This window comes from Pseudomonas sp. B6002, assembly GCF_013385985.1.
In the GTDB taxonomy this organism is placed as follows: domain Bacteria; phylum Pseudomonadota; class Gammaproteobacteria; order Pseudomonadales; family Pseudomonadaceae; genus Aquipseudomonas.
This window is the reverse complement of sequence record NZ_JACAOY010000004.1, coordinates 272,103-297,859: the sequence shown is the minus strand read 5'-3', so window position 1 is coordinate 297,859 and position 25,757 is coordinate 272,103. Positions and strand designations below refer to the sequence as shown.

Genomic DNA, 25,757 nt, shown 5'->3' with positions numbered 1-25,757 from the left:
CGTGTCAGCTACACATTTGTTGCCTGACACTCCGCTTTCGCGGGCAAGCCCGCTCCCACATTTGATTTCACAAGACTTGAAGTCTGCTTAAGGCTCTAGTGCCGCAGCATCCACGATCCGATTACGCCCCGCGTGCTTGGCCTCATACAGCGCCTGGTCGGCACTCAACAACAGCGCCTCCAGCGACACACGGCTGCGCTTGTTCCAGGTGCTCATGCCAATGCTCACCGTGATCGGCTGCGCATCACCCGCCATCCGGGGCAGTCGCTCGACGCTGCAGCGAATGTGTTCGGCAATCACCCAGGCGCCCTTGGCATCGGTATGTGGCAGCACCACCGCGAATTCCTCTCCGCCATAGCGCGCCGCCAGGTCGGCAGGGCGGCGGATGTTGTCGCCGATCACTTGGGCGACGCTGCGCAATGCCTCATCACCGCCATGATGACCATGGCGGTCGTTGAAGGCCTTGAAGTGGTCCACATCGATCATCAGCAGGGTCAGCGGTTCGGTTGAGCGCTGTGCCCGGTCCCATTCCAGGCGCATGCGTTGATCAAGGGTGCGGCGGTTCGCCAGGCCGGTCAGGGCGTCGGTGGCTGCCAGTTCTGACAGCACCTGTTCGGCGCGATGGCGGCGGCGCAGTTCCTTGCTCAACATCCACGTCAGCCACAACAGCCCCGCACACAACACCCCGGTGGCCAGGCTGATCAGCACGGCGGCGCGCTTCCATTGGGCGAATACTTCATCGCTGGACAGCGCCACCGCCACGATCAACGGCAAGGTGCCCACGGTGGAAAAGGTGTACAGCCGCTCCTGCCGGTCAACGCTGGAGATGCCCTGGAAGCTGCCGTCGCGTTCCTTGAGCATGCGTGCCACGTTCGGGCGCTGGCTGAGGTCCTTGTCGACCATGTCCAGCTCCAGCATCGGTTGCTGCGCCAGCAGGATGCCCTGGTGATTGATCAGGTTGATGGTGCTGTTGCTGCCGATGTTCAGGCTGCTGAACAACTGGTGGAAGTATGAGAGCCGCATGGATGCCACCGCGACGCCCTGGAAGTGCCCATCCGCTGACGAGATACGCCGGCTGAACGCGATGCGCCATTGGTCATCGCAGATACACCGCGCCATGAATGGGCGGCTGATGTACAGGCCGATATCGGGCGTTGCCCGGTGCACCTGGAAATAATCCCGGTCGGCGAAGTTACCGGTCTTGGGCGTCAGCAGCGAAGAGTCGGCAATCACCTCGCCATTGGCGTCCAGCAGCAAGATGTCGCCCTTGTAGGGCGCAGCAGCGGAGCGGTCGAACAGCACCAGGTGGCGAATACTCGCGGAGACGCCTTGCAGGTCATTGCGCTCGGTGGCGGCGATCAGGCCCTTGATGGCCATGTCGTACAGCTCGACATTGCGCAGCACATCGGCATCGATCAATTGGGTGATGTTGTTCGCCGTGCGCTTGGCGGTCTGCAGGGTGTTGGCGTGTTCGCGGACCAGCAGGGCCGTCACGATCGCCACGATCAGCAGCACCGTGAGGACGCTGCCCAGGATCAGCAAGCGTTCCGGGCGACGTGTAGGGCGGGGCAGGCTTGGGCTCATCGGGCGTACTTCTGCTGCAAGGATGCCCATAGCGTAGCCCTTGAATCACCTTGCCGGGTAACGCCAATGGTCCCATTCAGCAAGCGCCGGCCTCTGCCACCCGGTTGCGCCCGCTGTGCTTGGCCTCGTACAGCGCCTGGTCGGCACTGAGCAACAGCGCCTCGAGCGGTTGGCGGTTGCGTTTATGCCAGGTGCTCATGCCGATACTCACCGTGATCGGCCGGTCGGCGCCGGCCACGCGGGGCAGAAGCTCGATGCTGCTGCGGATGTGTTCGGCAATGACCCGGGCGCCCTTGGCGTCGGTATCGGGCAGCACCACCGCAAACTCCTCGCCGCCATAGCGGGCAGCCAGGTCGGCGGGGCGACGGATATTGCTGCCGATCACCTGGGCCACCGTGCGCAGTGCCGCGTCGCCACCGTGATGACCGTGGCGGTCATTGAACGCCTTGAAGTGGTCCACATCGATCATCAGCAGGGTCAGCGGCTCGGTCGAACGCTGTGCGCGGTCCCATTCCAGGCGCAGGCGATCATCCAGGGTTCGGCGGTTCGCCAGGCCGGTGAGGGCGTCGGTGGCGGCCAGTTCCGACAGCACTTGTTCGGCACGATGGCGACGGCGCAACTCCCGGCGCAACATCCAGGCCAGCCACAACAGACCAATGCACAGTACGCCGGTGGCGCCGCTGGTCAGCAGCGCGGCGCGTTGCCAGGGTGCGAATACATCCTCGCTGGCCAGTGCCACCACCACGATCAAAGGCAGCTCGCCAACGTTGCTGAACGTGTACAGGCGTTCTGTACCCGACAGGGATGAGATCGCGCGAAAACTCCCTTCACCTTCGTGCAGCATGCGCTTGAAGTTGGGCCGATCACTCAGGTCCTTGTCGATCATGTCGCGTTCCAGCAGCGGTTGCTGGGCCAGGAGAATGCCGTGGGTGTTCAGCAGGTTCACCGAGCTGCCATTGCCGATGGTGAGCCGGTTGAACAGTTGATCGAAGTACGCCAGGCGCATGGTCGCCACCGCGACGCCGGCAAACTCGCCATTGGGCCCCGACACTCGGCGGCTGAATGCAATGCGCCACACCTGGTCGCAATCGCAGCGAATCTTGAACGGGCGACTGATGAACAGCCCAACCTGGCTGTTGTTCTGGTGGGCCAGGAAGTAATCACGATTGGCGAAATTGCGCGGTGTCGGGTGCAGCGTCGAGGAGTCGGCGATGACCGCACCGTTGGCATCCAGCAACAGCACTTCGCCCTTGAAGGGCGCGGCGGTGGATTGATCAAACTGCACCAGATGCTGAATATCGGCTGACACATGCGCAAGGTCATTGCGCGTGGTGGCGGCGATCAACCCTTGCAGCGCCAGGTCGTAGAGTTCGACGTTGCGCAGCACATCGGCATTGATCAGTTGGGTAATGTTGGTGGTCGATCGCTTGGCGGCCAGCAGGGTGCTGGCATGTTCGCGGCTGAGCAGGGCAGTCACGATGATCACGATCAGGAGGACGGTGAAGCCACTGCCCAACATCAGCAACAGCTCTGAGCGGGAGGGCAGGTTACGAGTACGGGGTTGACTCATCGCGCAGACTTCAACGGAGTAGATGCTGGCAGTTTAGTGCTGCGCGATGAAAATTAAATGATTGGTTAACAGGAAATCAGAATACGTTGATCGGGTAGTCCACGATCACCCGGTATTCGTCCACGTCCCGGTCCACCGCCGAGTAGCCATTGCCACCCCGGTTGGTCGCCCATTGCAGGCGTACCGCCAGGTCCTTGGCCTTGCCGCCCTGCACCACATATTTCAGGTCAATGTCGCGTTCCCAATGCTTGGCATCCTTGCCATCGGCGCTGTACCAGGCGCTGTAGCCACGGCTATTGGGGTCGACTTTGGTCAGGTCGGTCTTGCCGCTGATGTAGGACACGGCAGACGTCAGGCCGGGCAGGCCGAGGCCGGCAAAGTCATAAGCGTATTTGAGTTTCCAGGAGCGCTCGTTGGGGCCGTTGAAGTCCGAGTACTGCTGGGAGTTGTCCAGGTAGATGCTGTCGCCCTGGGTGATGTAGTCGAACGGCGTGTTGCCGTTCACCCGCTGGTAGGCGGCGGTAACGCTGTGGTTGCCCACGCCCACGGTGAAATGCAGGCTGTAGGTGTTGTTGTTGATCGCGCCCAGCAGCGATTGCCCGGTGTCCTGGGTGTGGTAGTAGTGCAGGCCTGGGTTGAGGCTGACCAGGTCGTTCAGGGCGTAGGTGTAGTCCAGGTCGTAGTAGTACTGGTGCCACACATCTTTGAGTTCGGACGCATACAGGTTGCTGGTCAGGCCTGGAATGCCGCTGAAGGACACGCCGGCCCAGTCCAGGTGCTGGCTGTCGGCGTGGTCTGGCAGGGTGCCGTAGCTGGTGCCGATGCGACGGTGGCCGCTCTGGTTGTAGAGCTTGGTGAAGCTGGCCTGGCCGCCTTCGAACATCCAGCCATCGAAACTGTGGTTGGTCAGGCTCACACCGCGGAACGTCTGCGGCAACATGCGGGTCATGCCGCCAGCGATCACCGGGTTGTTGAGGAACAGGTCGCCGGCTTTCAATTCGGTGTCAAACGCGCGCATTTTCAGCGTGCCGCCTGCGGTCGAAAACGACCCCGGGGCTTTGCCGTTGCCCGAGCCCACGGGCAGGATGCTGGAACCGTCGGTGCCGCCACCGCCGTCAAGCTTGAGGCCGAGCATGGCGTGGGCGTCCAGGCCAAAGCCGACGGTGCCCTGGGTGTAGCCGGATTCGAAGGTGCCGAGAAAGCCCTGGCCCCATTCCTTGCTGTCATCGGTGTGGATGTCGCGACGGTCGCGGTTCATGTAGTAGTTGCGGGTGTTGATCGTGAGGTGGGCGCCTTCGACGAAACCGTCGGCGGGGGTGGAGTCTGCCGCGTGGGCAAGAGGGGCAATCGTTGCTGCAATAGCGAGGAATAGCGGGGTGAACGTCAGCGAGTTCTTCACCGGTGGAGCTCCTTTGGGTCAATCAAAAACGGCCAATGTCGTGGGGGTGTGCCTGGCCTTTTTTACGGCAAAAAAAAGCCGCTGAAGTCAGCGGCTTTGAACAGATTCCCAGTGTAGAGCCCTGGAAATAAGTCGAGGGGAATTCGGGTGAGCGGGAAGCTGCCTTGCCGTCTCGCTCATCGGTGCGTCAAATTAACGCAGGTGAGCGGTGCGATACAGAGTGTAACAAGATAATTACTGTTGCCCAAATCGCAACAGTTAGAGACGTGGAGGGCTTACCTGATACACCGCGATCCAAATGTGGGAGCTGGCTTGCCTGCGATAGCGTCGGTGAATTCAACACCGCCATCGCAGGCAAGCCAGCTCCCACATTTGGGCCAAGGTGTTTTGGGGCTATACGGGCAGGGTGATGCCAAAGGTATTGCCGCCGCCATCACTGCGCACAAACACATCCCCGCCATGCATCAGCGCAATCGCCTTGACGATGGCCAGCCCCAGGCCGTGGTTGGCGCCGCTGTTGCTGCGCGAGGCATCCACCCGATAGAAGCGCTCGAACAGACGCGGCAAATGCTCGCTGGCAATCTCGTCACCCGGGTTGGTGACCCCGATTGCCACCTGATGATCCTGCACTTCAATGTTCACTTCGATGACCCGCCCGGGCGCGGTGTGCTGCACCGCGTTGCTCAGCAGGTTGATCAATGCACGGCGCAGGTGGGCTTTTTCGATATGGACCAAGGCATCCCCACGTACGCGCACTTTGACCTGGGCGTCTTCGAGGATGAAGTCCAGGTAATCGAGGGTGGTTGCCACTTCATCGGCCAGGGAGCTTTCGATCAGCTTGGTGGCCTTGCTGCCCTGGTCGGCGCTGGCGAGGAACAGCATGTCGTTGATGATCGAACGCAGGCGTTCCAATTCTTCAAGGTTCGATTGCAGTACTTCGAAGTAGTGCTCGGCCGAGCGCCCACGTGTCAGCGCCACCTGGGTCTGGCCGATCAGGTTGGTCAGCGGCGAGCGCAGTTCGTGGGCCACGTCGGCATTGAACGATTCAAGGCGTGAGTAGGCTTGTTCCACGCGGTCGAGGGTGGAGTTGAACGAGTTGACGAACTGGCTCAGTTCCGGCGGCAGCGGCGACAAGTGCAGGCGCCCGGACAGTTTGGGCGGGGCGAGCTTCTGCGCTTCGTCCGAGAGTTTGCCCAGTGGCTTGAGGCCGATGCGCGAGACCCAGAACCCCAGCAGCGCCGCAAGCGCTACGCCGATACAGGCCAGGCCGATCAAGGCCATCAGCAGTTGGTGCTGGGTGGCGCGGAAGTTCTCGGTGTCGATGGCGATCATGAAGCGCAGGGGCGGGCGTTGTTCCTTCGCCGGGAACTGGCTCAGCAGCACCTTGAACGGGTACTCATGCCCGGGCAGGCGCAGGTCGCGCTTGCCGGTCGGCCCTTCGGCGAATGCGCGGATCTGGGCGTCGGGGTTGCCGTACTCGTACGTCGGGTCACTGCTCACCACCCAGAAGCGGATGCGCTTGTCTTCTTCGCCGAGCAGCTTGAGCTTGGCGGTGATCTTTGCCCAATGGTCCGGCGTGCCGAAGCGGTTCACCGACGACTCCAGCACGCTGTAGCGCGCGTCCAATTCGGCACCCGGCAACAACCCCAGGCCACGGTCCACTTGCTGGTACAGCGCGCCGCCGATCAGCATGAAGATCAACAGCGCCACCAGCGTGAACATGCCGCTCAGGCGCAGGGCGATGGAGTTAGACGACACTTCGGCTCTCCAGCACATAACCCATGCCGCGAATGGTGTGCAGCAGTTTCTGCTCGAACGGCCCGTCGAGCTTGGCGCGCAGGCGTTTGATCGCGACTTCGACCACATTGGCGTCGCTGTCGAAATTGATGTCCCAGACCATTTCCGCGATGGCGGTCTTGGACAGGATTTCACCCTGGCGCCGCGCCAACACGCTGAGCAGCGAGAACTCCTTGGCCGTCAGGTCCAGGCGCAGGCCGTTGCGGCTGGCCTTGCGGCTGATCAGGTCGATCCACAGGTCGGCGACGGTCACCTGCACCGGCTCATGGCCGCCGCTGCGCCGGGTCAACGCCTGCAGGCGCGCCACCAGTTCCAGGAACGAAAACGGTTTGCCCAGGTAGTCATCGGCGCCCTCACGCAGGCCGCGAATGCGGTCTTCGACGCGCTCGCGGGCGGTGAGCATGATCACCGGCGTCTGCTTGCGTGCACGCAAGGCGCGCAGCACACCAAAGCCATCGAGGCCCGGCAGCATCACGTCGAGCACGATCACGGCGTAATCGTTCTCCAGCGCCAGGTGCAAACCCTCGACGCCCTCACGGGCCACATCGACGGTGTAGCCTTGCTCGGTCAGGCCGCGGTGCAGGTAGTCCGCGGTTTTTTCTTCATCTTCAATAATCAGGACGCGCATGACACCGCCTCAGTGTGTGGTCGCCAACGCAGGCGCAGGTGTGGGCCGGTGGAAAAACTTCTCAAGGTACAAGTATATGACCGGTGTGGTGAACAGCGTCAGCGCCTGGCTTACCAGCAAGCCGCCGACCACGGCGATACCCAGTGGCTGGCGCAACTCGGCGCCGGCGCCATAGCCGAGCATCAGCGGCAGGGCGCCGAGCAGGGCGGCCAGGGACGTCATGATGATCGGGCGGAACCGCGTGATACAGGCTTCGAAGATCGCATCATGAGGTGTCAGGCCACGCGTACGTTGCGCCTCCAGGGCAAAGTCGATCAACAGGATACCGTTCTTCTTCACAATCCCGATCAGCAGCACCAGGCCGATCAGCGCCATGATCGAGAAGTCCTGGCCCAGCAGCCACAACATGATCAGCGCGCCCAGGCCGGCCGAGGGCAGGGTCGAGATGATGGTCAGCGGGTGCACAAAGCTCTCATACAGCACCCCCAAAATGATGTAGACCGCCACCAGCGCCGCGAGGATCAGCCACGGCTGGCTGGCCAGTGAACTCTGGAACGCCTGGGCCGCGCCCTGGAAATTGCCGATGATCGAGGTCGGCATGCCGATCTCGTTTTTCGCCTGGTTGAGCAGGATCACCGCATCACCCAGCGCCACGCCGGGCGCCAGGTTGAACGACAGGTTGGCCGCCGGGAACATACCGTCATGGCTGATCGACAACGGGCCAACGGTGGGCGCATCGACGCTGGCCACCGCCGACAGCGGCACCATTTCATTGGTCAGTGGCGAGCGCAGGTAGAAGTAATTCAGGCTTTCGGCCTTGCCGCGCTGGCGGGTGTCCAGTTCCAGCACCACCTGATACTGGTTGATTTCGGTCTGGAACTCATTGACCTGGCGTTGCCCGAAGGCGTCGTACAGCGCCTGGTCGACATCGGTGGCGGTCAGGCCGAAGCGTGCCGCCGCGCGGCGGTCGATGGTGATGTGGGTAATGCTGCCGCCCAGCTGCAAGTCGTTGGAGATATCGCGGAACGCCGGAATGGAGCGCAGCTTTTCGGTCAGGCGTTGGGTCCAGGTATTGAGCGTCGCCCCGTCGTTGCTCTTGAGCACATATTGGTACTGGCTGCGGCTGGGGCCCGAGCTGAGGTTGATGTCCTGGCCGGCGCGCAGGTACAGGACGATCCCCGGCACGGCGGCCAGCTTGGGACGGATGCGGTCGATGAACTGGCTGGCGGACACGTCCCGGTCACCCCGGTCCACGAGGGAGATCCAGAAGCGGCCGTTGGCGATGGTCTGGTTGCTGCCGGTGACGCCAACAGAGTGTGAGAACGCCCGCACGGCGGGGTCAGCCTTCATGATTTCGGCCAGTGCCTTGTGCTTGGCAACCATGTCGGGGTACGACACGTCCGCCGCCGCTTCGCTGGTTCCGAGGATGAAACCGGTGTCCTGCACCGGGAAAAACCCTTTGGGGATAAACACGTAACCCACCACGGCCAGGCCCAGGGTCAGCAGGAAAATGCCGGCCATCGTGCGCTGGTGGGCCAGGGCGCGGCGCAGGTTCCGTTCGTAACCTGCCAGCAGGCGTTCGCCAAAGCCGGGTTTGTCGTGGGGGCGATGGCTTGGCGCTTTCATGAACAGTGCCGCCAGGGTCGGCGCAAGGGTCAGGGACACCACGACGGAAATCAGGATGGTCGACGTGGCGGTCAAGGCAAACTCCTTGAACAGCCTGCCGACCACGCCGCCCATGAACAGCAGCGGAATAAACGCGGCCACCAGCGACACGCTGATGGACACCACAGTGAAGCCAATCTCGCTGGCCCCCTTGATCGCCGCCTCGCGCTTGTCCAGGCCGGTCTCGAGGTGGCGATGGATGTTCTCCACCACCACGATCGCGTCGTCCACCACAAACCCCACGGCCACCACGATGGCGACCAGGGTCAGGTTGTTCAGGCTGAAGCCCATCACGTACATCAGCGCAAAGCTGGCGACCAGTGACACGCCCAGCACGCTGGACACAATGACCGTGGCCGACCATTGGCGCAGGAAGATCGCCATGACCCCCACCACCAGCAGGATGGCGATCAGCAGGGTCATTTCCACTTCGTGCAGCGAGGCGCGGATGGTGGTGGTGCGGTCCATCAGCACGCTGACCTGGACCGAGGCCGGCAGCATGGCTTCCAGGCGCGGCATTTCGGCCTGGATACGTTCTACGGTCTCGACAATGTTGGCGCCGGGCTGGCGGGTAATCACCAGGTTGACGCCGGGGGTGTCAACCGCCCAGGCCTGGACGTAGGCATTTTCCGAGCCATTGACCACCTTGGCCACATCCCGTAGTTGCACCGGTGCGCCGTTCTTGTAGGAGATGATCAGGTCGCCGTATTCATCCGGGTGAAACAGCTGGTCGTTGGTTGCCAGGGTCGACACGCTGTTCTTGCCGTACAGCGCGCCTTTGGCCAGGTTCAGGCTGGATTGCTGGATGGCCAGGCGAACATCCGCCAGGGTCAGGCCGATGGCTGCGAGCTTGTCGGGCGAGGCCTGCACGCGGATCGCCGGGCGTTGCTGGCCGGTGATGTTGATCTGGCCGACGCCGTCGACCTGGCTGAGTTGCCGGGCCAGCAGGGTTTCTACCAGGTCGCTCAACTCGGTACCGGGCATGTCATGGGAACTGACGCTGATGATCAGCACCGGGCTGTCTGCCGGGTTGACCTTGCGCCAGGTCGGCAGGCTTGGCATGTCGCTGGGCAGCTTGCCGGCCGCGGTGTTGATGGCGGCCTGCACCTCTTGAGCGGCCGTGTCGATGCTCTTGTCGAGGGTGAATTGTAAGGTCAGCAGGCTTGAGCCCAGGGCGCTGCTGGAGGTCATCTGGGTCATGCCGGGAATGGCACTGAATTGCACTTCCAGCGGCGTCGCCACAGAAGACGCCATGGTGTCGGGGCTGGCGCCGGGTAGCTGGGCGGTCACCTGGATCGTCGGGAACTCGGCTTCCGGCAGCGGCGCGATAGGCAATTTGGGGAACGCGATCAGCCCCAACAGCACCAGGGCAAATGTCAGCAGCAAGGTGGCGACCGGGCGGTCGATGCACCACGCGGAAACCGACCCCCGCGACGTCATGGCTGCACCTTGGCGTCAGCGGTCTGGATCACCTGGGGTGGCTCCTTGAGAATCTCGACCTTGGCACCGGACTTGAGGCGCGACTGGCCATCACTGACCAGCACGTCACCGGCCTGGATGCCCTTGAGAATATTGAGTTCGCTGTCCTGGTACACCACCTGCACCGGCACGATGTCCACCTTGTCGCCATTGACGCGATACACGAAGTGCGAGTCCAGGCCTCGTTGCACCACGGTTGGCGGCACGGCCAGGGCGTTGCGGTCGAGGGCGGTCTGGATCTTGATCGTCACCAGTTGGCCCGGCCAGAGCTTCTGCGTGTTGTTACGGAACTCGGCCTTGGCGCGGATAGTGCCGGTGGTGCTGTTGATCTGGTTGTCGATCAGGCTCAGACGGCCTTCGCCCAGCAGCTCGCTGTGTTCGCCTTCGGTATCGGCACCGAGAAAGGCATCGACGCTGGCTGGGTGCTCGGCGGCGATCAGCCCCTGCAAGGTCGGCAGCATTTGCTGTGGCAGGGAAAACTCCACGGCGATGGGGGCGATCTGGGTGACGGAGAACAACCCTTGGGTGTCGCTCATGCGCAGGAAGTTGCCCTCGTCCACCGTACGAATGCCGACACGGCCTGTAACCGGTGAACGAATCTGCGTGTACGAAAGCTGAACCTGGGCCGAGTCGATCGCGGCCTGATTGCCTTGCGCCGTGGCCTTCAACTGGTTGACCAGAGCCTGTTGCTGGTCGTAAGTCTGCTTCGACACGCCATCGTCGATGCTCAATTCCTTGTAGCGCTTGAGGTTGACCAACGCCACTTGCAACTGCGCCTGGCTCTCGCCCAACTGCGCCTTGGCCTGGTCGAGGCTGGCGCGGATCGAACGGTCGTCGATGGTGGCCAACAGGTCGCCGGCCTTGACCAGTTGGCCTTCCTTGACCAGCAGTTTGGTGAGGATGCCATCGATTTGCGGGCGAATGACCACGCTGTGCAGCGACAGCACCGAGCCGATGCCCGTGACATAACGCGGCAAGTCCTGCTCCACCACTTTCACGACCCGTACTGGCACGGCTGTGGACGCAACCAGTTTGGTCTTGGCCGGCCGGGTCAACGCCCAGGCAGCTATCGCCAATACCACGAGGACACCCACGATAAGGGCGGTTTTTCGTTGAATGTGCATGGGGTGGGGCGCCGGGGCAGAGGGTTGGGAGAATGTAGGTGCTTTATAGCCCGCCAACCCGGTCAGCACGGTGACTGCTAACTGACAGGGCTGTCAGCAAACTGAAGACCATTCGTACAGGCGGTGGTTAAAGATCTGAAGCGCGCAGGTATACTGCGCCCCAGTGCGGCCCGCAAGCTGGCCGCGCCTCATTTTCTGCACGCCCCGGAGCTTCCATGACTTCCCCGACACAACCCCCTGTTGAAGCGGCCGACCTCGTCGATCCGGCCGACGCTCAACGCGTTGAAAAAGCCGAGATCCCGGCGTTTAAGTTTCCGTTCAAGCCGGGTGAACTGGCCGGGGCCAAGAATGCCACTCAGCCTTGGTACAAAGGTGGCGCGAAGAACGGTCATACCAAGACTCCAGGCATGGCCCCGCCAGGTACTCGTCGTTCGATGGGTAAACGCTGAGAGTAAAAGGTCGCAACCTGTGTCGACTTTTGCCTACGTCGTCCGTCGATATTTCCGATTGTAGGGCCGCATCCATTTCTTGAAAGCTTGCGCAGCATTGGCTTCGCTCCGGTCAATTTTTACCGGGGCGTGTGATGCAGCACTTTTAGGGAAAGGATGTTCCGGTGGCCTTGATACGCATTTGTGTAGCGTTTGCCCTGCTGCTTTGCGCTGACGCCGTTGTCTGTGCCGAAAAAAACCGTGATGAAATCCGTTTCGGCGTGGCAGCACTCTTTCCTCCTTTTCAAAGCCGCAACCCCCAGGGGCAATTGGTTGGCCTGAACATCGAGCTGGGTAACGCCCTGTGCACGCAACTCAACGTGCGTTGCACCTGGGTCGACCAGATGCTTGTCGAAGACTTTTCCGCACTTGAAGCCCGGCAATTCGACGCGATCATGGGCATTGCCTCTACGCCGAAGCGGCGCCAATGGGTGAGCTTCACCGACAGCCTGTATCCCTTCACCACGCAACTGGTCGGCCGCAGAACATCCTGCTTGATGCCCACCGCACGCTCTCTGAAGGGCAAGCGCGTGGGGGTGCTGCTGGGGAGCAATCGTGAAGCCTTTGCCCAGTCACAATGGGCGCCCAGGGGCGTCATCATCAAGAGTTTCTGGCTCAATCAGGAATTGATCCGCAGTCTGATCGCCGGTGATATCGACGCGACGCTGCAAGGCACGGTAGAAATCCGTGAGGCGTTGCTCGACACCCCCGACGGCCAGGATTTCGGTTTTCTTGGCCCCGCCGTTTCAGCGGACCTGCTGGGGGACGGCGTGGCGATAGCGCTGCGCAAGCCTGATACGGCGTTGCGCGAACAGCTCAACCGCGCGCTTGAACAACTGATGCAAAGCGGTGAATACCAACGCATCCTCCAGCCCTATCGTCTCGATGCCCCGCTTGCCCATCCATGATGGCTAATTAATTGCTCGGAACATGAGCTGGATCAATCTTTGCCCTTTCGGTGCGCTTAGAGTCGACGCCCTGCCGACTCCTCCAACAATTACGAGCGCGCTTATCCATGAAGATCAATCTGCCGGTCACCGGTCGAGGTGTGGACTTTGCCCCTGACGCCAACATCCTTTCGACCACGGACCTGACAGGCGCGATTACCTACGCCAACGGGGACTTCATCGACGTTTGCGGCTATACCCGCGAAGAACTGCTCGGTTCGCCACACAACCTGTTGCGTCATCCGGATATGCCGCCTGCTGCGTTTGCGCACATGTGGCAAACCCTGAAGAGCGGTCGCTCGTGGATGGGGATGGTGAAAAACCGTTGCAAGAACGGCGACCATTATTGGGTCAGCGCCTACGCGACGCCGGTGACGCGCGAGGGGAAAACGGTGGAGTACCAATCGGTACGCACCAAACCTGCCACGCACCGGGTGGCGGCAGCGGAGCGCGCGTATGCGCAGTTGCGGGCGGGCAAACGCCGCAAACTGCCGGCGTTCGGCATGGGGGTGAAGTTATCGGCTTGGGTGATTGGCTCCAGTGGTATGACCTGGGCCTTGGGCTTGGTCACCTATTCTCTCGCTTGGCAACTGCTGGCCCTGGTGGCGGGGTGTGCGGTGGGGGCAGCGGGGGTCAACGTGATCCTGCGCCCGCTCGCACAGTTGAATCAGCGGGCGCGGCTGATTGCAGACAACCCCCTGAGCCAGGCGATCTACACCGGGCGCAGCGACGAGTGCGGGCAGATCGAGTTCGCCTTGCAGATGCTCGAAGCCCAGGTGGGCGCGGTGGTGGGGCGCATCGGCGATGCGTCGTTGCGCTTGTCCGGGCACGCGGCGCAACTGGTGGAGCATCTGGACGCGAGCCAGGCCAGCAGCCAGGGCCAGCAGACCCAGACCGACCAGGTGGCGGCAGCGATCCACCAGATGGCCGCCAGCGTCGCCGAAGTGGCCAACCATGCGCTGGAAGCCTCCAAGGCCGCCGATCAGGCCGGCAGCGAAACCCGTAAAGGTCATCAGCGCGTCGACGATAGCCGCGATGCGGTGCTGCGCCTGTCCGATGAATTGGCGCGCGCCACGCAAGTGATCCACCAACTGGAAAGCCACAGCGGCGAAATCAGCGGCGTGCTCGAAGTGATCCGCACGATTGCCGAACAGACCAACCTGCTGGCCCTCAACGCCGCCATCGAGGCGGCGCGTGCGGGTGAGCAGGGGCGAGGTTTCGCCGTGGTTGCCGATGAAGTGCGCGGCCTGGCCCAGCGCACCCAGCAATCCACCAACGAAATCCAGCGCATGATCAGCACCCTGCAAAGCGGCGCGCGCGATGCCGTGCAAGCCATGGCCCACAGCAGTGAGCATGTCGAGGCGAGTGTCCAGCAGGCGCAGCGGGCGGCGGCGGCCTTGGACGGTATCAGCCAGCGTGTCACCCAAATTACCGCCATGAGCCAGCAGATTGCGGCGGCGGTGGAAGAACAGAGCGCGGTCAGCGAAGACATCAATCGCAATATTGTCGGCATTCGCAATGCCGGTGAAGCCACCGTCAGCGCTGGTCAGCAAAGCCAGCTCAGTTCTGGCGATGTGGCGACACTGGCCGATGACTTGCGCCAGCTGGCGCAGGAGTTCTGGGGCAAGCGACACTGATCCGGGTTTGCGTTGAGTGTGCTGGCCTCATCGCGGGCAAGCCCGCTCCCACATTTTGGAATGCGATTCCCCGTGGGAGCGGGCTTGCCCGCGATGAGGCCAGTCGGCCTTACGCAGCCCTCAACGAAATAAACGCATAGTTGGCCGGCACCTCCGTTGCAATCTGAGCGCCGGCATCCAGCAACTGTTCGGCGATGTCCATCCCCGACACATGGAACACCCACTCATTGGCCACAGCGGGCTGGTCAACGGCCAAGGCGATCGCCTGGGCAAAGGCATTCATGTCCGGCAGGTAGGCGGTAAACCCGTCGCCCTTGAGGGCCGTAGTGCGAATGCCCAGCAAGGCGCAAACCGCCTCTTTGGTTTGCACGTCATCACGGTCGGCCTGGCGTGAACGGCGAATCAGTTCCGCCAACTCCTGGTCCATCAGTTCGCCGCCAACAATTAGCGCCGGCCCTTGCTCCCAGGATTCTGGCGGGCAGTCCTTGGCGGCCGGGTTTAATGGAATGTGTGGATTGATCTCCATCGGGTAGATACGGCACACCAATGGCCGGCGCTCGTAGATGCGGCAGCGGTCGTCTTCGTCAAGATTCCGGCAGCGCCCGGCGTTGTAAGCGGCAAAGGTGATTGCCACAAACGCCTCGGTATTGCCGCTGGGCACCACCACCGAACGGCGCTCGGCATGCTCGCGTTGCGCCTGTGGCAGGCCCAGGCCATTGCCCAGGAAACCTTCCACCAGAACAATGACATTACCGCCGTCAGCCGCCCACTGCCGGGCTTCGTCGAGGGTCAGGGGCACGTGATGGTCGGTGCAGCATTTGCCGCAACCCACGCAGGAAAAGTGAGTATTCATTGAGGATCTGTCACCAGGCAAGGTCAGAGGGCACTCTCGAACGGCGGCGGGTTTTTACCTCTATCCACCGTTCAGGCTCTCTGGAAGCAAGTTGTGCGCCAGTGCCTGTCAGTGTTCTTGCACGACATCGCGCAGCACAAACCGCATGCCCTCGCTTTCATACAACTGCCGCGCACGGAGATTGCTCTCCAGCACCTTCAGGTCCACGTAGGGTTCGCCCCGGTGCTTGAACACCTGGAAGGTGTGCAGCAACAAGGCGCGACCCAGCCCCTGGCCTTGGGCGCAGGGGTGTACGGACAAGTTCTTGATAAAGGCGCTGGTCCAGCACTGGGCCACGCCAAGGATACCGTCACGGTTGCTGGCCACCAGGCACAGGCTGGGGTCGAACTCGGCATCGGTGGTGAATTGCTGGCGCCATTCTTCCAGGCTGGCCACACGACCACCGCCTTGCGCCTGGGTCATGCTCAACACGGCATGAATTGCCGGGGCCAGTTCCTCGCGGTAGTGGTCCAGCTGTGTACCTGCCGGCCACTGCGGTGCCGGCAGGCTGCCGATGAGGTCGCGGCGCAGCAGCTGGAAGTATTCGGCCAAGGCTTACAGGCCCTTCTGCGCCACAGTCTGGGCGGCGACCACCAGGCACTTGGTCAGCTCGGGCGAGGAGAATTTGGTCAGCACCGCATCGGCCCCGGCCAGGCGGGCTTTCTCGCTGTTCATCGCGCTGTCCAGGGAGGTGTGCAACAGCACGTAGAGGTCCTTGAAATCCGGGGTCTCGCGCAGGGTGCGGGTGAGGGCATAGCCGTCCATTTCAGACATCTCGATGTCCGATACCACCACGTTGATCTGCTCCACCGTGCCTTGCAGCTCCAGCAGCACATCAATGGCTTCCTTGGCGCTGCGGGCGGTGTGGCAGGTCAGGCCGAGGTTACGCAGGGTGTGCACCGATTGCTGCAGGGCGACCTGGCTGTCGTCCACCACCAGGATCCGCGCATTGCCCAGCACTTCAGCCTCTTCCATGGTCAGGTCGGTGGGCGCTGCTTCAATCGGTGCCGGTGCGATGCCATGGATAACTTTTTCGATATCGAGCACCTGCACCAGCCCGCCCTCCACCTGGGTAACGCCGGTGATGAACGCACGGTTGCCACCGGACCCATAGGGCGGTGGGCGAATGTCAGTGGTCAGGCAGTGCACGATCTTGCTCACCGCCTGCACATGCAGGCCCTGCTTGGAGCGGCTCACGTCGGTGACGATCAGGCAGCCGCCGTCGGGGTCCTGCAGGGGCATTTCCCCCAGGGCACGGCTCAGGTCGATCACCGACAGCGAGGCGCCGCGCAGGGTGGCGATGCCTTTGACGTGCGGGTGGGATTCCGGCAGCCGGGTCAGGGGTGGGCAGGGGATGATTTCGCTGACTTTCAGCAGGTTGATCGCCATCAGCTTGCCGCTGCGCAAGGTAAAGAGCAGAAGCGAGAGTGAGTCTGCGCGGGCTTTGGTGGTGGACATAAAAACCTTCTGTGGATCAGGGATGACGATCTATACAGAGTTATCGACTTGGAAAAGCCAGGCTTTAACCGGATTTTGTGGCGGAATAGATATGTGTGGGAGCTGGCTTGCCTGCGATGCAGGCACCTCGGTCTTTCAGTTGCACCGAGGTGATGCTATCGCAGGCAAGCCAGCTCCCACATAAACCCCATTCCAAAAGAGGTATGGGTCAGCCCTTCCAGACTTGCGGATTCACCAGATCCTGCGGACGCTCGCCCAGCAAGGCGCTGCGCAGGTTGGCGAGGGCGCGGTTGGCCATGGCTTCGCGGGTTTCGTTCGTCGCCGAACCGATATGCGGCAGGGTCACCGCGTTGCTCAGTTGGAACAGCGGCGACTCCGCCAACGGCTCCTGCTCGTACACATCCAGCCCGGCGCCACGAATGCGCTGGGTCTGCAAGGCTTCGATCAGCGCCGGTTCATCGACCACCGGGCCACGGGAAATGTTGATCAGGATCGCACTGGACTTCATCAAGCCCAGCTCGCGGGTGCTGATCAGGTGGCGGGTTTTTTCGCTCAACGGCACCACCAGGCACACGAAATCCGACTCGGCCAGCAGTTGCTCCAGGCTGCGGTACTGCGCGCCCAGTTCCTGTTCCAACGTAGTCTTGCGGCTGTTGCCGCTGTACAGGATCGGCATGTTGAAGCCCAGGCGCCCACGTCGGGCCACGGCGGCGCCGATATTGCCCATGCCGACGATGCCCAGGGTCTTGCCGTGCACATCGCAGCCAAACAGCGGTGCGCCGACGCTGGCTTTCCACTGGCCGGCCTTGGTCCAGGCGTCCAGTTCTGCCACCCGGCGTGCGCTGCTCATCAGCAGGGCGAAGGCCAGGTCGGCGGTGCTTTCAGTGAGCACGTCGGGGGTGTTGGTGAGCATGATCCCGCGCTCGTTGAAGTAGGGCACGTCGTAGTTGTCGTAGCCCACCGACACGCTGGACACCACCTCCAGCTTGCTCGCACCTTCCAGTTGCGCGCGGCCCAGCTTGCGGCCGACGCCGATCAGTCCGTGGGCGTGGGGCAGGGCTTCATTGAATTGAGCGTTGATGTCCCCGCGCTTGGGGTCGGGCACGATCACCTCGAATTCCTGTTGCAGGCGTTCGATCATTGGCGGGGTGATACGGCTGAAGGCGAGAACAGTCTTTTTCATTGCAGGCGGGCTCATCGACTACGGGAGAATGCCAAGCACGCTAACATTCTTATCCAGAGTTGTCAGGACACCGCTGAACCAATGTGAACACTGCTCAAAATGTGGGAGCTGGCTTGCCTGCGATGCAGACAACTCGGTGCGTCAGTCAGACCGAGTTGATGCTATCGCAGGCAAGCCAGCTCCCACATTTGAATTCGGTTACCTGATAAAAATCAGGTGGCCATGCGCACGCCGCCGAGGCCGCCGCTCAGTTCATAGGCGGCCAACTCCGCCTGGTGCGCCGCGAGGATTTCCGGCAGCGAGCCGCGCAGGTATTCCACCCAGGTCTTGATCTTCGCATCCAGGTACTGGCGCGACGGGTAGATGGCGTACAGGTTCAGTTCCTGCGAGCGGTAGGTTGGCATCACCCGCACCAGCGTGCCGTTGCGCAAACCTTCGATGGCCGCGTACACCGGCAACAGGCCGACGCCCATGCCGCTGGTGATCGCGGTTTTCATCGCATCGGCGGAGTTCACCAGGAACGGCGAGGTGTTGATCGCCACGCTTTCCTGGCCTTCGGGGCCGTTGAAGGTCCATTTGTCCAGCTGGATCACCGGGCTCACCAGACGCAGGCAGGCGTGGTTGAGCAGGTCTTGCGGGCGTTGCGCGCAGCCTTTGGCCTTGACGTAGTCCGGCGAGGCACAGGCGATGCTGTAGGTGATGCCCAGGCGTTGGGACACAAACCCCGAATCCGGCAGTTCGCTGGCCAACACGATGGACACGTCGTAGCCCTCGTCGAGCAGGTCCGGCACGCGGTTGGCCAGGGTCAGATCGAAGGTCACGTCGGGGTGGGTGCGGCGGTAGCGGGCAATGGCGTCGATGACGAAATGCTGGCCGATACCGGTCATGGTGTGCACTTTCAACTGCCCGGCCGGGCGCGCGTGGGCGTCGCTGGCTTCGGCCTCGGCTTCTTCGACGTAGGCCAGGATCTGCTCGCAGCGCAGCAAATAGCGCTTGCCAGCCTCGGTCAGCGCGATTCGGCGGGTGGTGCGGTTGAGCAAGCGGGTTTGCAGGTGGGCCTCAAGGTTGGAGACCGCGCGCGAGACGTTGGCCGTGGTGGTGTCCAGTTGCACGGCGGCGGCGGTGAAGCTGCCGGCTTCGGCCACGCAACTGAAGGCGCGCATGTTTTGCAAAGTGTCCATGGAGTGTTCTCAGGGGAGATAACAAATTGTGACAGAAAGTTACGCCGTCCAGTGATCCCTACCAACGGATTATCGCCTGAACGGTAACAAAGATTCACAGGAATGCCAGCTTATCGTCCTCCATGCCGCCGCCTAGAATTGCGCCACCTTTCCCGCTCCACCCTCTCAGGAATACGCGTGCCGTGCCGCTTCGCATCAGCAGAGAGCTGAAGACTCTCAGTGTTTGGGCCTTATCGTTAGCAATCAGCGGCTGCATCGGAACCGGAGGAATCGCCCCCCAAGGCCAGGCCCTCAGCGCCAATACCCTGGCCACCGACGAAGCGATCCAGAGCGCCGCCCGCGATGCCCGCTGGCCCACCGCGCAATGGTGGCAAGCCTACGGCGACCCGCAACTGAACCATTGGGTCGACCTCGCCACGCAAAACAGCCCGAGCCTGGCCATGGCCGCCGCCCGCGTGCGCCAGGCCCGCGCCATGGCCGGGGTTGCCGAGTCGGCCGAGTCGTTGCAGGTCAACAGCGACACTACCCTCAAGCGCCACAACTGGCCGAAAGATCAGTTCTACGGCCCGGGTGAACTCAGCGGTGCCAACACTTGGGACAACAATGCGTCCCTGGGCCTGAGCTACGCCCTGGACCTGTGGGGCCGCGAAAGTAACACCACCGAGCGCGCCGTCGACCTGGCGCACATGAGCGTCGCCGAAGCGCGCCAGGCCCAGCTCGAGCTGCAGAACAACGTGGTGCGCGCCTATATCCAGTTGTCGTTGCACTACGCCAACCGCGACATCGTCGCCGCCACCCTGGCCCAGCAACAGCAGATCCTGGACCTGGCCAACAAACGGCTGAATGCCGGGATCGGCACCCACTTCGACGTCAGCCAGGCCGAGACCCCGTTGCCGGAAACCCATCGCCAACTGGACGCCCTCGACGAAGAAATCGCCTTGAGCCGCAACCAATTGGCGGCGCTGGCCGGCAAGGGGCCGGGGGAGGGCGCGCACTTGCAGCGCCCGACACTGGCCCTGGCCGCCCCGCTGACACTGCCGTCGAGCCTGCCCGCGCAACTCCTCGGCCAACGCCCGGACGTGGTCGCCAGTCGCTGGCAGGTGGCGGCCCAGGCCCGTGGCATCGACGTGGCCCACGCCGGCTTCTACCCCAACGTCGACCTGGTCGGCAGTCTGGGCTACATGGCCACTGGCGGCGGCATGCTGGAATTCCTGGCCGGCAAGAAATTCAACTACACCGTGGGCCCGGCGATCACCTTGCCGATCTTCGACGGCGGCCGCCTGCGGGCCGAACTGGGCGAAGCCAGCGCGGGTTATGACATTGCCGTCGCCAGGTACAACCAGACCCTGGTCAATGCGCTCAAGGGCATCAGCGACCAGTTGATCCGCCGCGAATCGATGGACAAGCAAGCCGCCTTCGCCGCGCAGTCGGTGGCCTCGGCGCAGAAAACCTACGACATCGCGATGATCGCCTATCAGCGCGGCCTCACCGATTACCTCAATGTGCTGAACGCCCAGACCTTGCTGTTCCATCAGCAACAGATCGAGCAGCAAGTGCAGGCCGCGCGGCTGAGTGCCCATGCTGAACTGGTCACTGCCCTGGGCGGCGGCCTGGGAGCGGGCAACGATGTACCGCAGGACGCCAAGACGCTCCCGAGCAAGACCCCGGCGGCGCTGGCCGTGTTTGATCACTGAGTAGGTGTCGATGACTCCCTTGCCTGCACCGCTGCGCTGGCTGCATTCCCTTGAGTGGCGCCGTGGCTTTTTCGACTGGGCACGCAGCGACGGCGTGACCTGGGTGTATATCTTCAAGGTGCTGATCGCCGCGTTCCTCACGCTGTGGCTGGCCATGCGCCTGGAATTGCCGCAACCGCGCACCGCGATGATCACCGTGTTCATCGTGATGCAGCCCCAGAGCGGCCAGGTGTTCGCCAAGAGTTTCTATCGCTTCCTCGGCACCCTGGCGGGGTCGGCGGTGATGGTGTTTTTGATCGCCTTGTTTGCGCAAAACACCGAGTTGTTCCTCGGCGCATTGGCGATTTGGGTGGGTATCTGCACCGCTGGCGCCACGCGTAACCGCAACTTCCGCGCCTATGGTTTTGTGTTGGCCGGCTATACGGCGGCGATGGTTGGTTTGCCGGCGTTGGCCCATCCGGACGGTGCCTTTATGGCGGCGGTGTGGCGTGTGCTGGAAATTTCCCTGGGGATCCTGTGCTCCACGCTGATCAGCGCCGCGATTTTGCCGCAGACCTCCAGCGCCGCGATGCGCAACGCCTTGTACCAGCGTTTTGGCGTGTTCGCGCTGTTCGTCACTGACGGTTTACGTGGGCGTAGCCAGCGCGAGGGCTTCGAGGCCAGCAACGTACGCTTTATCGCTGAAGCCGTGGGCCTGGAAGGGCTGCGCAGTGTCACGGTGTTTGAAGACCCGCACATGCGTCGGCGCAATGGCCGGCTCAGCCGCTTGAACAGCGAATTCATGAGCATCACCACGCGCTTCAACGCCTTGCACCAGTTGCTCGAACGCTTGCGCGCCGATGCGGCGGATCACGTGGTCGCCGCGATCAAACCGGGGTTGCAGGACCTGGCCGAACTGCTCGATGGTTTTTCCGGCCGCGCCCTCACCAGCCCCGACGCCGCAGGGCTGGTGGCCCAACTCAGCGCCTACAAGGACGGCTTGCCCGCCAAGGTGCGTGCCCTGCGCACGGCCTTCCAGGAAGGCGACCCCAGCGAAGCCGAGCAGCTGGATTTCCACACCGCCTACGAGCTGCTTTACCGCTTTGTCGACGACCTGCACAACTACGCGCAAACCCACGCGTCACTGGCCGACCACAGCCACGAACGCGAACAGTGGGACGAAACCTTTATCCCCAAGACCAACTGGCTGGCCTGCGCTGCGTCGGGCATTCGCGCGTCATTCATTCTGGTGGTGCTCGGCAGTTACTGGGTGGCCACGGCCTGGCCCAGCGGCGCGACCATGACCCTGATCGCCGCCGCCACCGTGGGCTTGTCTGCCGCCACGCCTAACCCGAAACGCATGGCCTTCCAGATGGCCTGCGGCACCTTGATCGGCGCGCTGGTGGGCTTTGTCGAAATGTTCTTCGTGTTCCCCTGGATCGACGGCTTCCCGCTGCTGTGCGTGATGCTTGCGCCGGTGATCATCTTCGGTTCGTTCCTGGCCTCGCGCCCGCAGTACGCCGGTGTTGGCGTGGGCCTGCTGATCTTCTTCAGCACCGGCTCGGTGCCCGACAACCTCACGGTCTACAACCCCTACACTTTCATCAACGACTACATCGCCATGGTCATCGGCATGCTGGTGTGCGCGGCAGCGGGGGCAATCATCTTGCCGCCCAACAGCCGCTGGTTGTGGCGCCGCTTGGAGCAGGACCTGCGTGAGCAGGTGGTGTATGCCATCAGCGGCAAGCTCAAGGGCCTGGCGTCGAGCTTTGAAAGCCGCACCCGCGACCTGCTGCACCAGGCTTACGGCCTCGCCGTCGGCCAGCCGCAGGTGCAGCGCGATCTGCTGCGCTGGATGTTCGTGGTGCTGGAAGTCGGCCACGCGATCATCGAACTGCGCAAGGAGCAGGCGATCCTGCCGGTGCACCCGGCGTATGCCGAATCCCAGCCGTGGCGCCAGGCGATCCGCGTGATGGGCCGCTCGCTGGTGCGGTTGTTCCTGCAACCCAGCGCCAGCAACCTGGAGCGCGGCCTGATCGCCGTAGACCATGCGATCAGCCGCGTGCAGGCCACCGACGAACCCTTCGCTCCGCACTTCGATACCTCGGCCCTGCGCCGGGTGAAAAGCTACCTGCACTTTATCCGCACCTCGTTGCTCGACCCGCAATCGCCCCTCGCTGCCCTCAAAGGAGCTGCGCATGCCCCGTGAAATCGCGTTCCACGGCATTTATATGCCGACCATGACCCTGATGTTCCTGATCGCGGCAGGGCTGGCCTGGGGCGTGGACCGCTTCCTGGCCGGGTACGACCTGTACCGTTTTTTCTGGCACCCGGCGTTGCTGCGCCTGAGCCTGTTCGTTTGTCTGTTCGGCGCGCTGGCGCTGACCGTCTACCGTTGAGAATGCCCTGATGAAAAAGTTTTTCAGCCTGCTCGCCACCTTGCTGGTACTGGCGTTGGCGATCTGGATTGGCCGCACGTTGTGGGTGCACTACATGGAAACCCCGTGGACCCGCGACGGCCGTGTGCGCGCCGACATTATCAACGTCGCCGCCGACGTCACCGGTGAAGTGGTCGACGTGCCGGTGCGCGATAACCAGTTGGTGAAGAAGGGCGACCTGCTGATGCAGATCGACCCCGAGCACTACCGCATTGCCGTCAAGCAGGCGCAGTCACTGGTGGCATCACGCAAAGCCACCTGGGAGATGCGCAAGGTCAACGCCCACCGCCGCGCCGATCTCGACGCCCTGGTGATCTCCAGGGAAAACCGCGACGACGCCAGCAACATCGCCGACTCGGCACTCGCCGATTACCAGCACGCGCTGGCGCAACTGGAAGCGGCCGAACTGAACCTGAAACGCACCCAAGTGGTGGCGGCGGTGGACGGTTATGTCACCAACCTGAATGTGCATCGAGGTGACTACGCGCGCATCGGCGAGGCCAAGATGGCCGTGGTCGATATGAACTCGTTCTGGGTGTATGGCTTCTTCGAAGAAACCAAGCTGCCTCACGTTAAAGTCGGTGACAAAGCCGACATGCAACTCATGAGCGGCGAGACCTTGAAGGGCCACGTAGAAAGCATCTCGCGCGGCATCTACGACCGTGACAACCCCGAGAGTCGCGAACTGGTGGCCGATGTGAACCCGACCTTCAACTGGGTGCGTTTGGCCCAGCGCGTGCCGGTGCGGATTCACATTGATGAAGTGCCGGAAGGCGTATTGCTGGCGGCGGGCATCACCTGCACCGTTATCGTCAACCCAACACTAAATTGATGGTGGGCCCCGGCTTTTGTGGGAGCGGGCTTGCTCGCGAATGCGCAGGGGCAGTCAACAGATTCGTCAATGACCCACCGCTATCGCCGGCAAGCCGGCTCCTACAGTTTGACCGTGTCAGGCCTTGATGAAGGTTTCATGCAGGTGGCGCCACAGCAGTGCGCCGCTGGCCTGTTTCTCAAACACTACGGTGGCGCGGCGATCGGTCTGGGTGCTGCTGTCATCCACTTGATGTTCGCGGTAAGTCACCGTCGCACCCCGTGCATGGCGGTCGATCCCGGCCATCTCGCTCAAGGTGATCTTCAACCCCGGGCGCATGCCGCCTAGTCGCGTGAACAGCGCTTTAACGCCGGCCGCATTGACCCGCGTCCCCGTCGCGGGCGCCACCATGCTGAACTCGGGGGAGAAGCGCGCCAGCAGGTTTTCCAACGTGCCCTCAGGCGCAACGCCGGCAAACCATTGTTCGATCTCGACGTGGGTCTGGATCACTTCTTCAAAAAAGTCGCTGTAGTCAATCATCGGCGTGCCTCGCTGGCAGGGTGAAGCAGTGTCCGTACTCTGGAAGTGTCCAGGCGCAGCACTGCGAAAACAGGGAGCAGTGTCAGGGCTGCCGCCATCGTGAAGGTTATGGCGAAGGAATCCAAGGCCGACAGCAACGCACTGAGCAATGCCGCACCCAGGCAAAAACTGATTTGCCGATTGATGTTCCACAGTGCGCTGGCATGGCCCATGCGTTCGGCGGGAATGTCGAGGAAGGCCAGGGTCTGCGCGGTGCTGCTGCACAGGCTGCCGCCCAGACCCATCAGCAGGTAGGCGGGAATGATCAAGTCGGTGTTGAGCAACAGGATGCCGATGCATTGCAACGCCATGCCTGCCAGCAGCAGAGGTTTGGGGCCATAGCGATTGAACAGTTGTTTGCTGAGATAAATCGCCAACGCCGACGCCAGTGCCCAAGGCAGCATCAAGGCGCCGGTGTGGGCGGCGTCGTAACCCGTGTCGCGAAGGTAGAGGATGGCAATCAGGCTGGTGCCGATAAAGATGCCGGGGATGCACAGGTACACCAGCATCGCCACTCGCAGCATTGGGCTGCGCACCTGTTTGAAAATGCTCGCTACATCCAGCGTCGGGCGCCCGTTTGCAGGCCCATCAGGTTTTATCCACAGCAGGGCCAGTGCAAGGGTGCCCAGGGCCAGCGGCAGGTTGGCATAGAAGATCCAACGCCACGACACGGTGTCGACCACCAGCCCGCCCAGTGCCGGTGACAACGCTGGCACCAGCAACGCCACCGACATGACCCGCGCCGTCAGTTGGCTGCGTTCGGTCGGTGGAAACTGCCGATAAGCCATCGCCTGCCCCACGGGAATCAGCAAGCCACCGCCCAAGCCCTGCAGCGCTCGCCAGCCGATCAAGGCGTCTATCGAACTGGCCTGGCCCACCATGATGGACGCTCCCGCGAAGACCAGCAGGCTGGCGGCGATCAGTGCGCGTTCGCCCAGGATCGCCGCCAGCCAGACGCTGAAGGGAATGATCAGGGTCAACCCGAGCATGTACGCGTTGCTGATCCAGGCCAATTGCGTGACCGAGGCGTGCAGCTCGCGGGCGATATCTGGGTAGGCGACGGTGGCGACAAACATGTTCACCAGGTCCAGGGCGAAGCCCAGCAAAAAGATCCAGGCGACTTTCGAGCGGTAGGTCATGAACGCGATCCTGCGAGTGAAGCGGGCAGGGTAGGCCGCATACACCGTTTGGGATACGCCGATTCTGCTGCTAGTTTGTCAAAAA

The 25,757-nt window shown here is 62.5% G+C and carries 21 protein-coding genes; 7 read left to right on the top strand and 14 right to left on the bottom strand.

Annotation, left to right across the window (positions count from 1 at the left end; all coding sequences use genetic code 11):
* Window positions 1-87: 87 nt before the first annotated feature.
* The 7 genes from HX792_RS04865 to HX792_RS04835 all read right to left on the bottom strand — a co-directional run bounded on the left by HX792_RS04865 (window position 88) and on the right by HX792_RS04835 (window position 11,246).
* The gene (locus HX792_RS04865; protein ID WP_176995030.1) at window positions 88-1,584 is read right to left on the bottom strand and encodes a sensor domain-containing diguanylate cyclase; all 1,497 of its coding nucleotides are present in this window, start codon (window positions 1,582-1,584) and stop codon (window positions 88-90) included.
* 76 nt (window positions 1,585-1,660) lie between these two features.
* Entirely contained in the window at window positions 1,661-3,154 is a 1,494-nt protein-coding gene (locus tag HX792_RS04860) for a sensor domain-containing diguanylate cyclase (RefSeq protein WP_176995029.1), read from the bottom strand.
* 76 nt (window positions 3,155-3,230) lie between these two features.
* Entirely contained in the window at window positions 3,231-4,553 is a 1,323-nt protein-coding gene (locus HX792_RS04855; RefSeq protein ID WP_176995028.1) for an OprD family porin, read from the bottom strand.
* A gap of 393 nt (window positions 4,554-4,946) precedes the next feature.
* Entirely contained in the window at window positions 4,947-6,311 is a 1,365-nt protein-coding gene (locus tag HX792_RS04850) for a heavy metal sensor histidine kinase (RefSeq protein ID WP_176995027.1), read from the bottom strand.
* Window positions 6,301-6,978, bottom strand: coding sequence for a heavy metal response regulator transcription factor (locus HX792_RS04845; protein ID WP_176995026.1), 678 nt, complete (start codon window positions 6,976-6,978; stop codon window positions 6,301-6,303). The genes HX792_RS04850 and HX792_RS04845 overlap by 11 nt, the downstream gene beginning before the upstream one ends.
* Window positions 6,979-6,987: 9 nt before the next feature.
* Window positions 6,988-10,083, bottom strand: a complete 3,096-nt coding sequence (locus HX792_RS04840; RefSeq protein ID WP_176995025.1) for a multidrug efflux RND transporter permease subunit — start codon at window positions 10,081-10,083, stop codon at window positions 6,988-6,990.
* On the bottom strand, window positions 10,080-11,246 hold the full coding sequence (locus HX792_RS04835; RefSeq protein ID WP_176995024.1) for an efflux RND transporter periplasmic adaptor subunit: 1,167 nt from the start codon (window positions 11,244-11,246) through the stop codon (window positions 10,080-10,082). The genes HX792_RS04840 and HX792_RS04835 overlap by 4 nt, the downstream gene beginning before the upstream one ends.
* Before the next feature lie 215 nt (window positions 11,247-11,461).
* Here HX792_RS04835 and HX792_RS04830 point away from each other — a divergent pair, with 215 nt between their 5' ends.
* The 3 genes from HX792_RS04830 to HX792_RS04820 all read left to right on the top strand — a co-directional run bounded on the left by HX792_RS04830 (window position 11,462) and on the right by HX792_RS04820 (window position 14,318).
* Entirely contained in the window at window positions 11,462-11,695 is a 234-nt protein-coding gene (locus tag HX792_RS04830) for a hypothetical protein (protein ID WP_176995023.1), read from the top strand.
* A 164-nt stretch (window positions 11,696-11,859) separates the two neighbouring features.
* The gene (locus tag HX792_RS04825) at window positions 11,860-12,642 is read left to right on the top strand and encodes a transporter substrate-binding domain-containing protein (protein WP_176995022.1); all 783 of its coding nucleotides are present in this window, start codon (window positions 11,860-11,862) and stop codon (window positions 12,640-12,642) included.
* 107 nt (window positions 12,643-12,749) lie between these two features.
* Entirely contained in the window at window positions 12,750-14,318 is a 1,569-nt protein-coding gene (locus tag HX792_RS04820; RefSeq protein WP_176995021.1) for a PAS domain-containing methyl-accepting chemotaxis protein, read from the top strand.
* 109 nt (window positions 14,319-14,427) lie between these two features.
* Here the strand turns inward: HX792_RS04820 and HX792_RS04815 are convergent, their stop codons facing one another.
* The 5 genes from HX792_RS04815 to HX792_RS04795 all read right to left on the bottom strand — a co-directional run bounded on the left by HX792_RS04815 (window position 14,428) and on the right by HX792_RS04795 (window position 19,032).
* A complete protein-coding gene (locus HX792_RS04815) occupies window positions 14,428-15,171 on the bottom strand; it encodes a YkgJ family cysteine cluster protein (protein WP_176995020.1) in 744 nt (247 codons plus the stop codon).
* A 108-nt stretch (window positions 15,172-15,279) separates the two neighbouring features.
* Window positions 15,280-15,762 carry an N-acetyltransferase gene (locus HX792_RS04810; RefSeq protein ID WP_176995019.1) on the bottom strand — a complete coding sequence of 161 codons (483 nt, stop codon included), beginning with the start codon at window positions 15,760-15,762 and terminating at the stop codon, window positions 15,280-15,282.
* 3 nt (window positions 15,763-15,765) lie between these two features.
* Window positions 15,766-16,668, bottom strand: a complete 903-nt coding sequence (locus HX792_RS04805) for a chemotaxis protein CheV (RefSeq protein WP_176995018.1) — start codon at window positions 16,666-16,668, stop codon at window positions 15,766-15,768.
* 208 nt (window positions 16,669-16,876) lie between these two features.
* Window positions 16,877-17,851 (bottom strand): D-glycerate dehydrogenase, encoded by a 975-nt coding sequence (locus HX792_RS04800; RefSeq protein ID WP_176995017.1) that lies wholly within the window; start codon window positions 17,849-17,851, stop codon window positions 16,877-16,879.
* A gap of 212 nt (window positions 17,852-18,063) precedes the next feature.
* On the bottom strand, window positions 18,064-19,032 hold the full coding sequence (locus HX792_RS04795) for a LysR family transcriptional regulator (RefSeq protein ID WP_176995016.1): 969 nt from the start codon (window positions 19,030-19,032) through the stop codon (window positions 18,064-18,066).
* A gap of 182 nt (window positions 19,033-19,214) precedes the next feature.
* Between HX792_RS04795 and HX792_RS04790 the strand changes: the two genes are divergently transcribed.
* The 4 genes from HX792_RS04790 to HX792_RS04775 are packed head-to-tail and all read left to right on the top strand — an operon-like array spanning window position 19,215 to window position 23,975.
* The gene (locus HX792_RS04790; RefSeq protein WP_176995015.1) at window positions 19,215-20,726 is read left to right on the top strand and encodes an efflux transporter outer membrane subunit; all 1,512 of its coding nucleotides are present in this window, start codon (window positions 19,215-19,217) and stop codon (window positions 20,724-20,726) included.
* A gap of 10 nt (window positions 20,727-20,736) precedes the next feature.
* A complete protein-coding gene (locus HX792_RS04785) occupies window positions 20,737-22,914 on the top strand; it encodes an FUSC family protein (RefSeq protein ID WP_176995014.1) in 2,178 nt (725 codons plus the stop codon).
* The gene (locus HX792_RS04780; protein ID WP_176995013.1) at window positions 22,904-23,104 is read left to right on the top strand and encodes a DUF1656 domain-containing protein; all 201 of its coding nucleotides are present in this window, start codon (window positions 22,904-22,906) and stop codon (window positions 23,102-23,104) included. Before HX792_RS04785 ends, HX792_RS04780 begins: the two co-directional genes overlap by 11 nt.
* A gap of 10 nt (window positions 23,105-23,114) precedes the next feature.
* Window positions 23,115-23,975, top strand: a complete 861-nt coding sequence (locus tag HX792_RS04775) for an HlyD family secretion protein (RefSeq protein WP_176995012.1) — start codon at window positions 23,115-23,117, stop codon at window positions 23,973-23,975.
* A 117-nt stretch (window positions 23,976-24,092) separates the two neighbouring features.
* Here HX792_RS04775 and HX792_RS04770 read toward each other — a convergent pair whose 3' ends face one another.
* Window positions 24,093-24,494 carry a DUF4440 domain-containing protein gene (locus tag HX792_RS04770; RefSeq protein ID WP_176995011.1) on the bottom strand — a complete coding sequence of 134 codons (402 nt, stop codon included), beginning with the start codon at window positions 24,492-24,494 and terminating at the stop codon, window positions 24,093-24,095.
* Window positions 24,491-25,672 carry an MFS transporter gene (locus tag HX792_RS04765; protein ID WP_176995010.1) on the bottom strand — a complete coding sequence of 394 codons (1,182 nt, stop codon included), beginning with the start codon at window positions 25,670-25,672 and terminating at the stop codon, window positions 24,491-24,493. The genes HX792_RS04770 and HX792_RS04765 overlap by 4 nt, the downstream gene beginning before the upstream one ends.
* Window positions 25,673-25,757 lie beyond the last annotated feature (85 nt).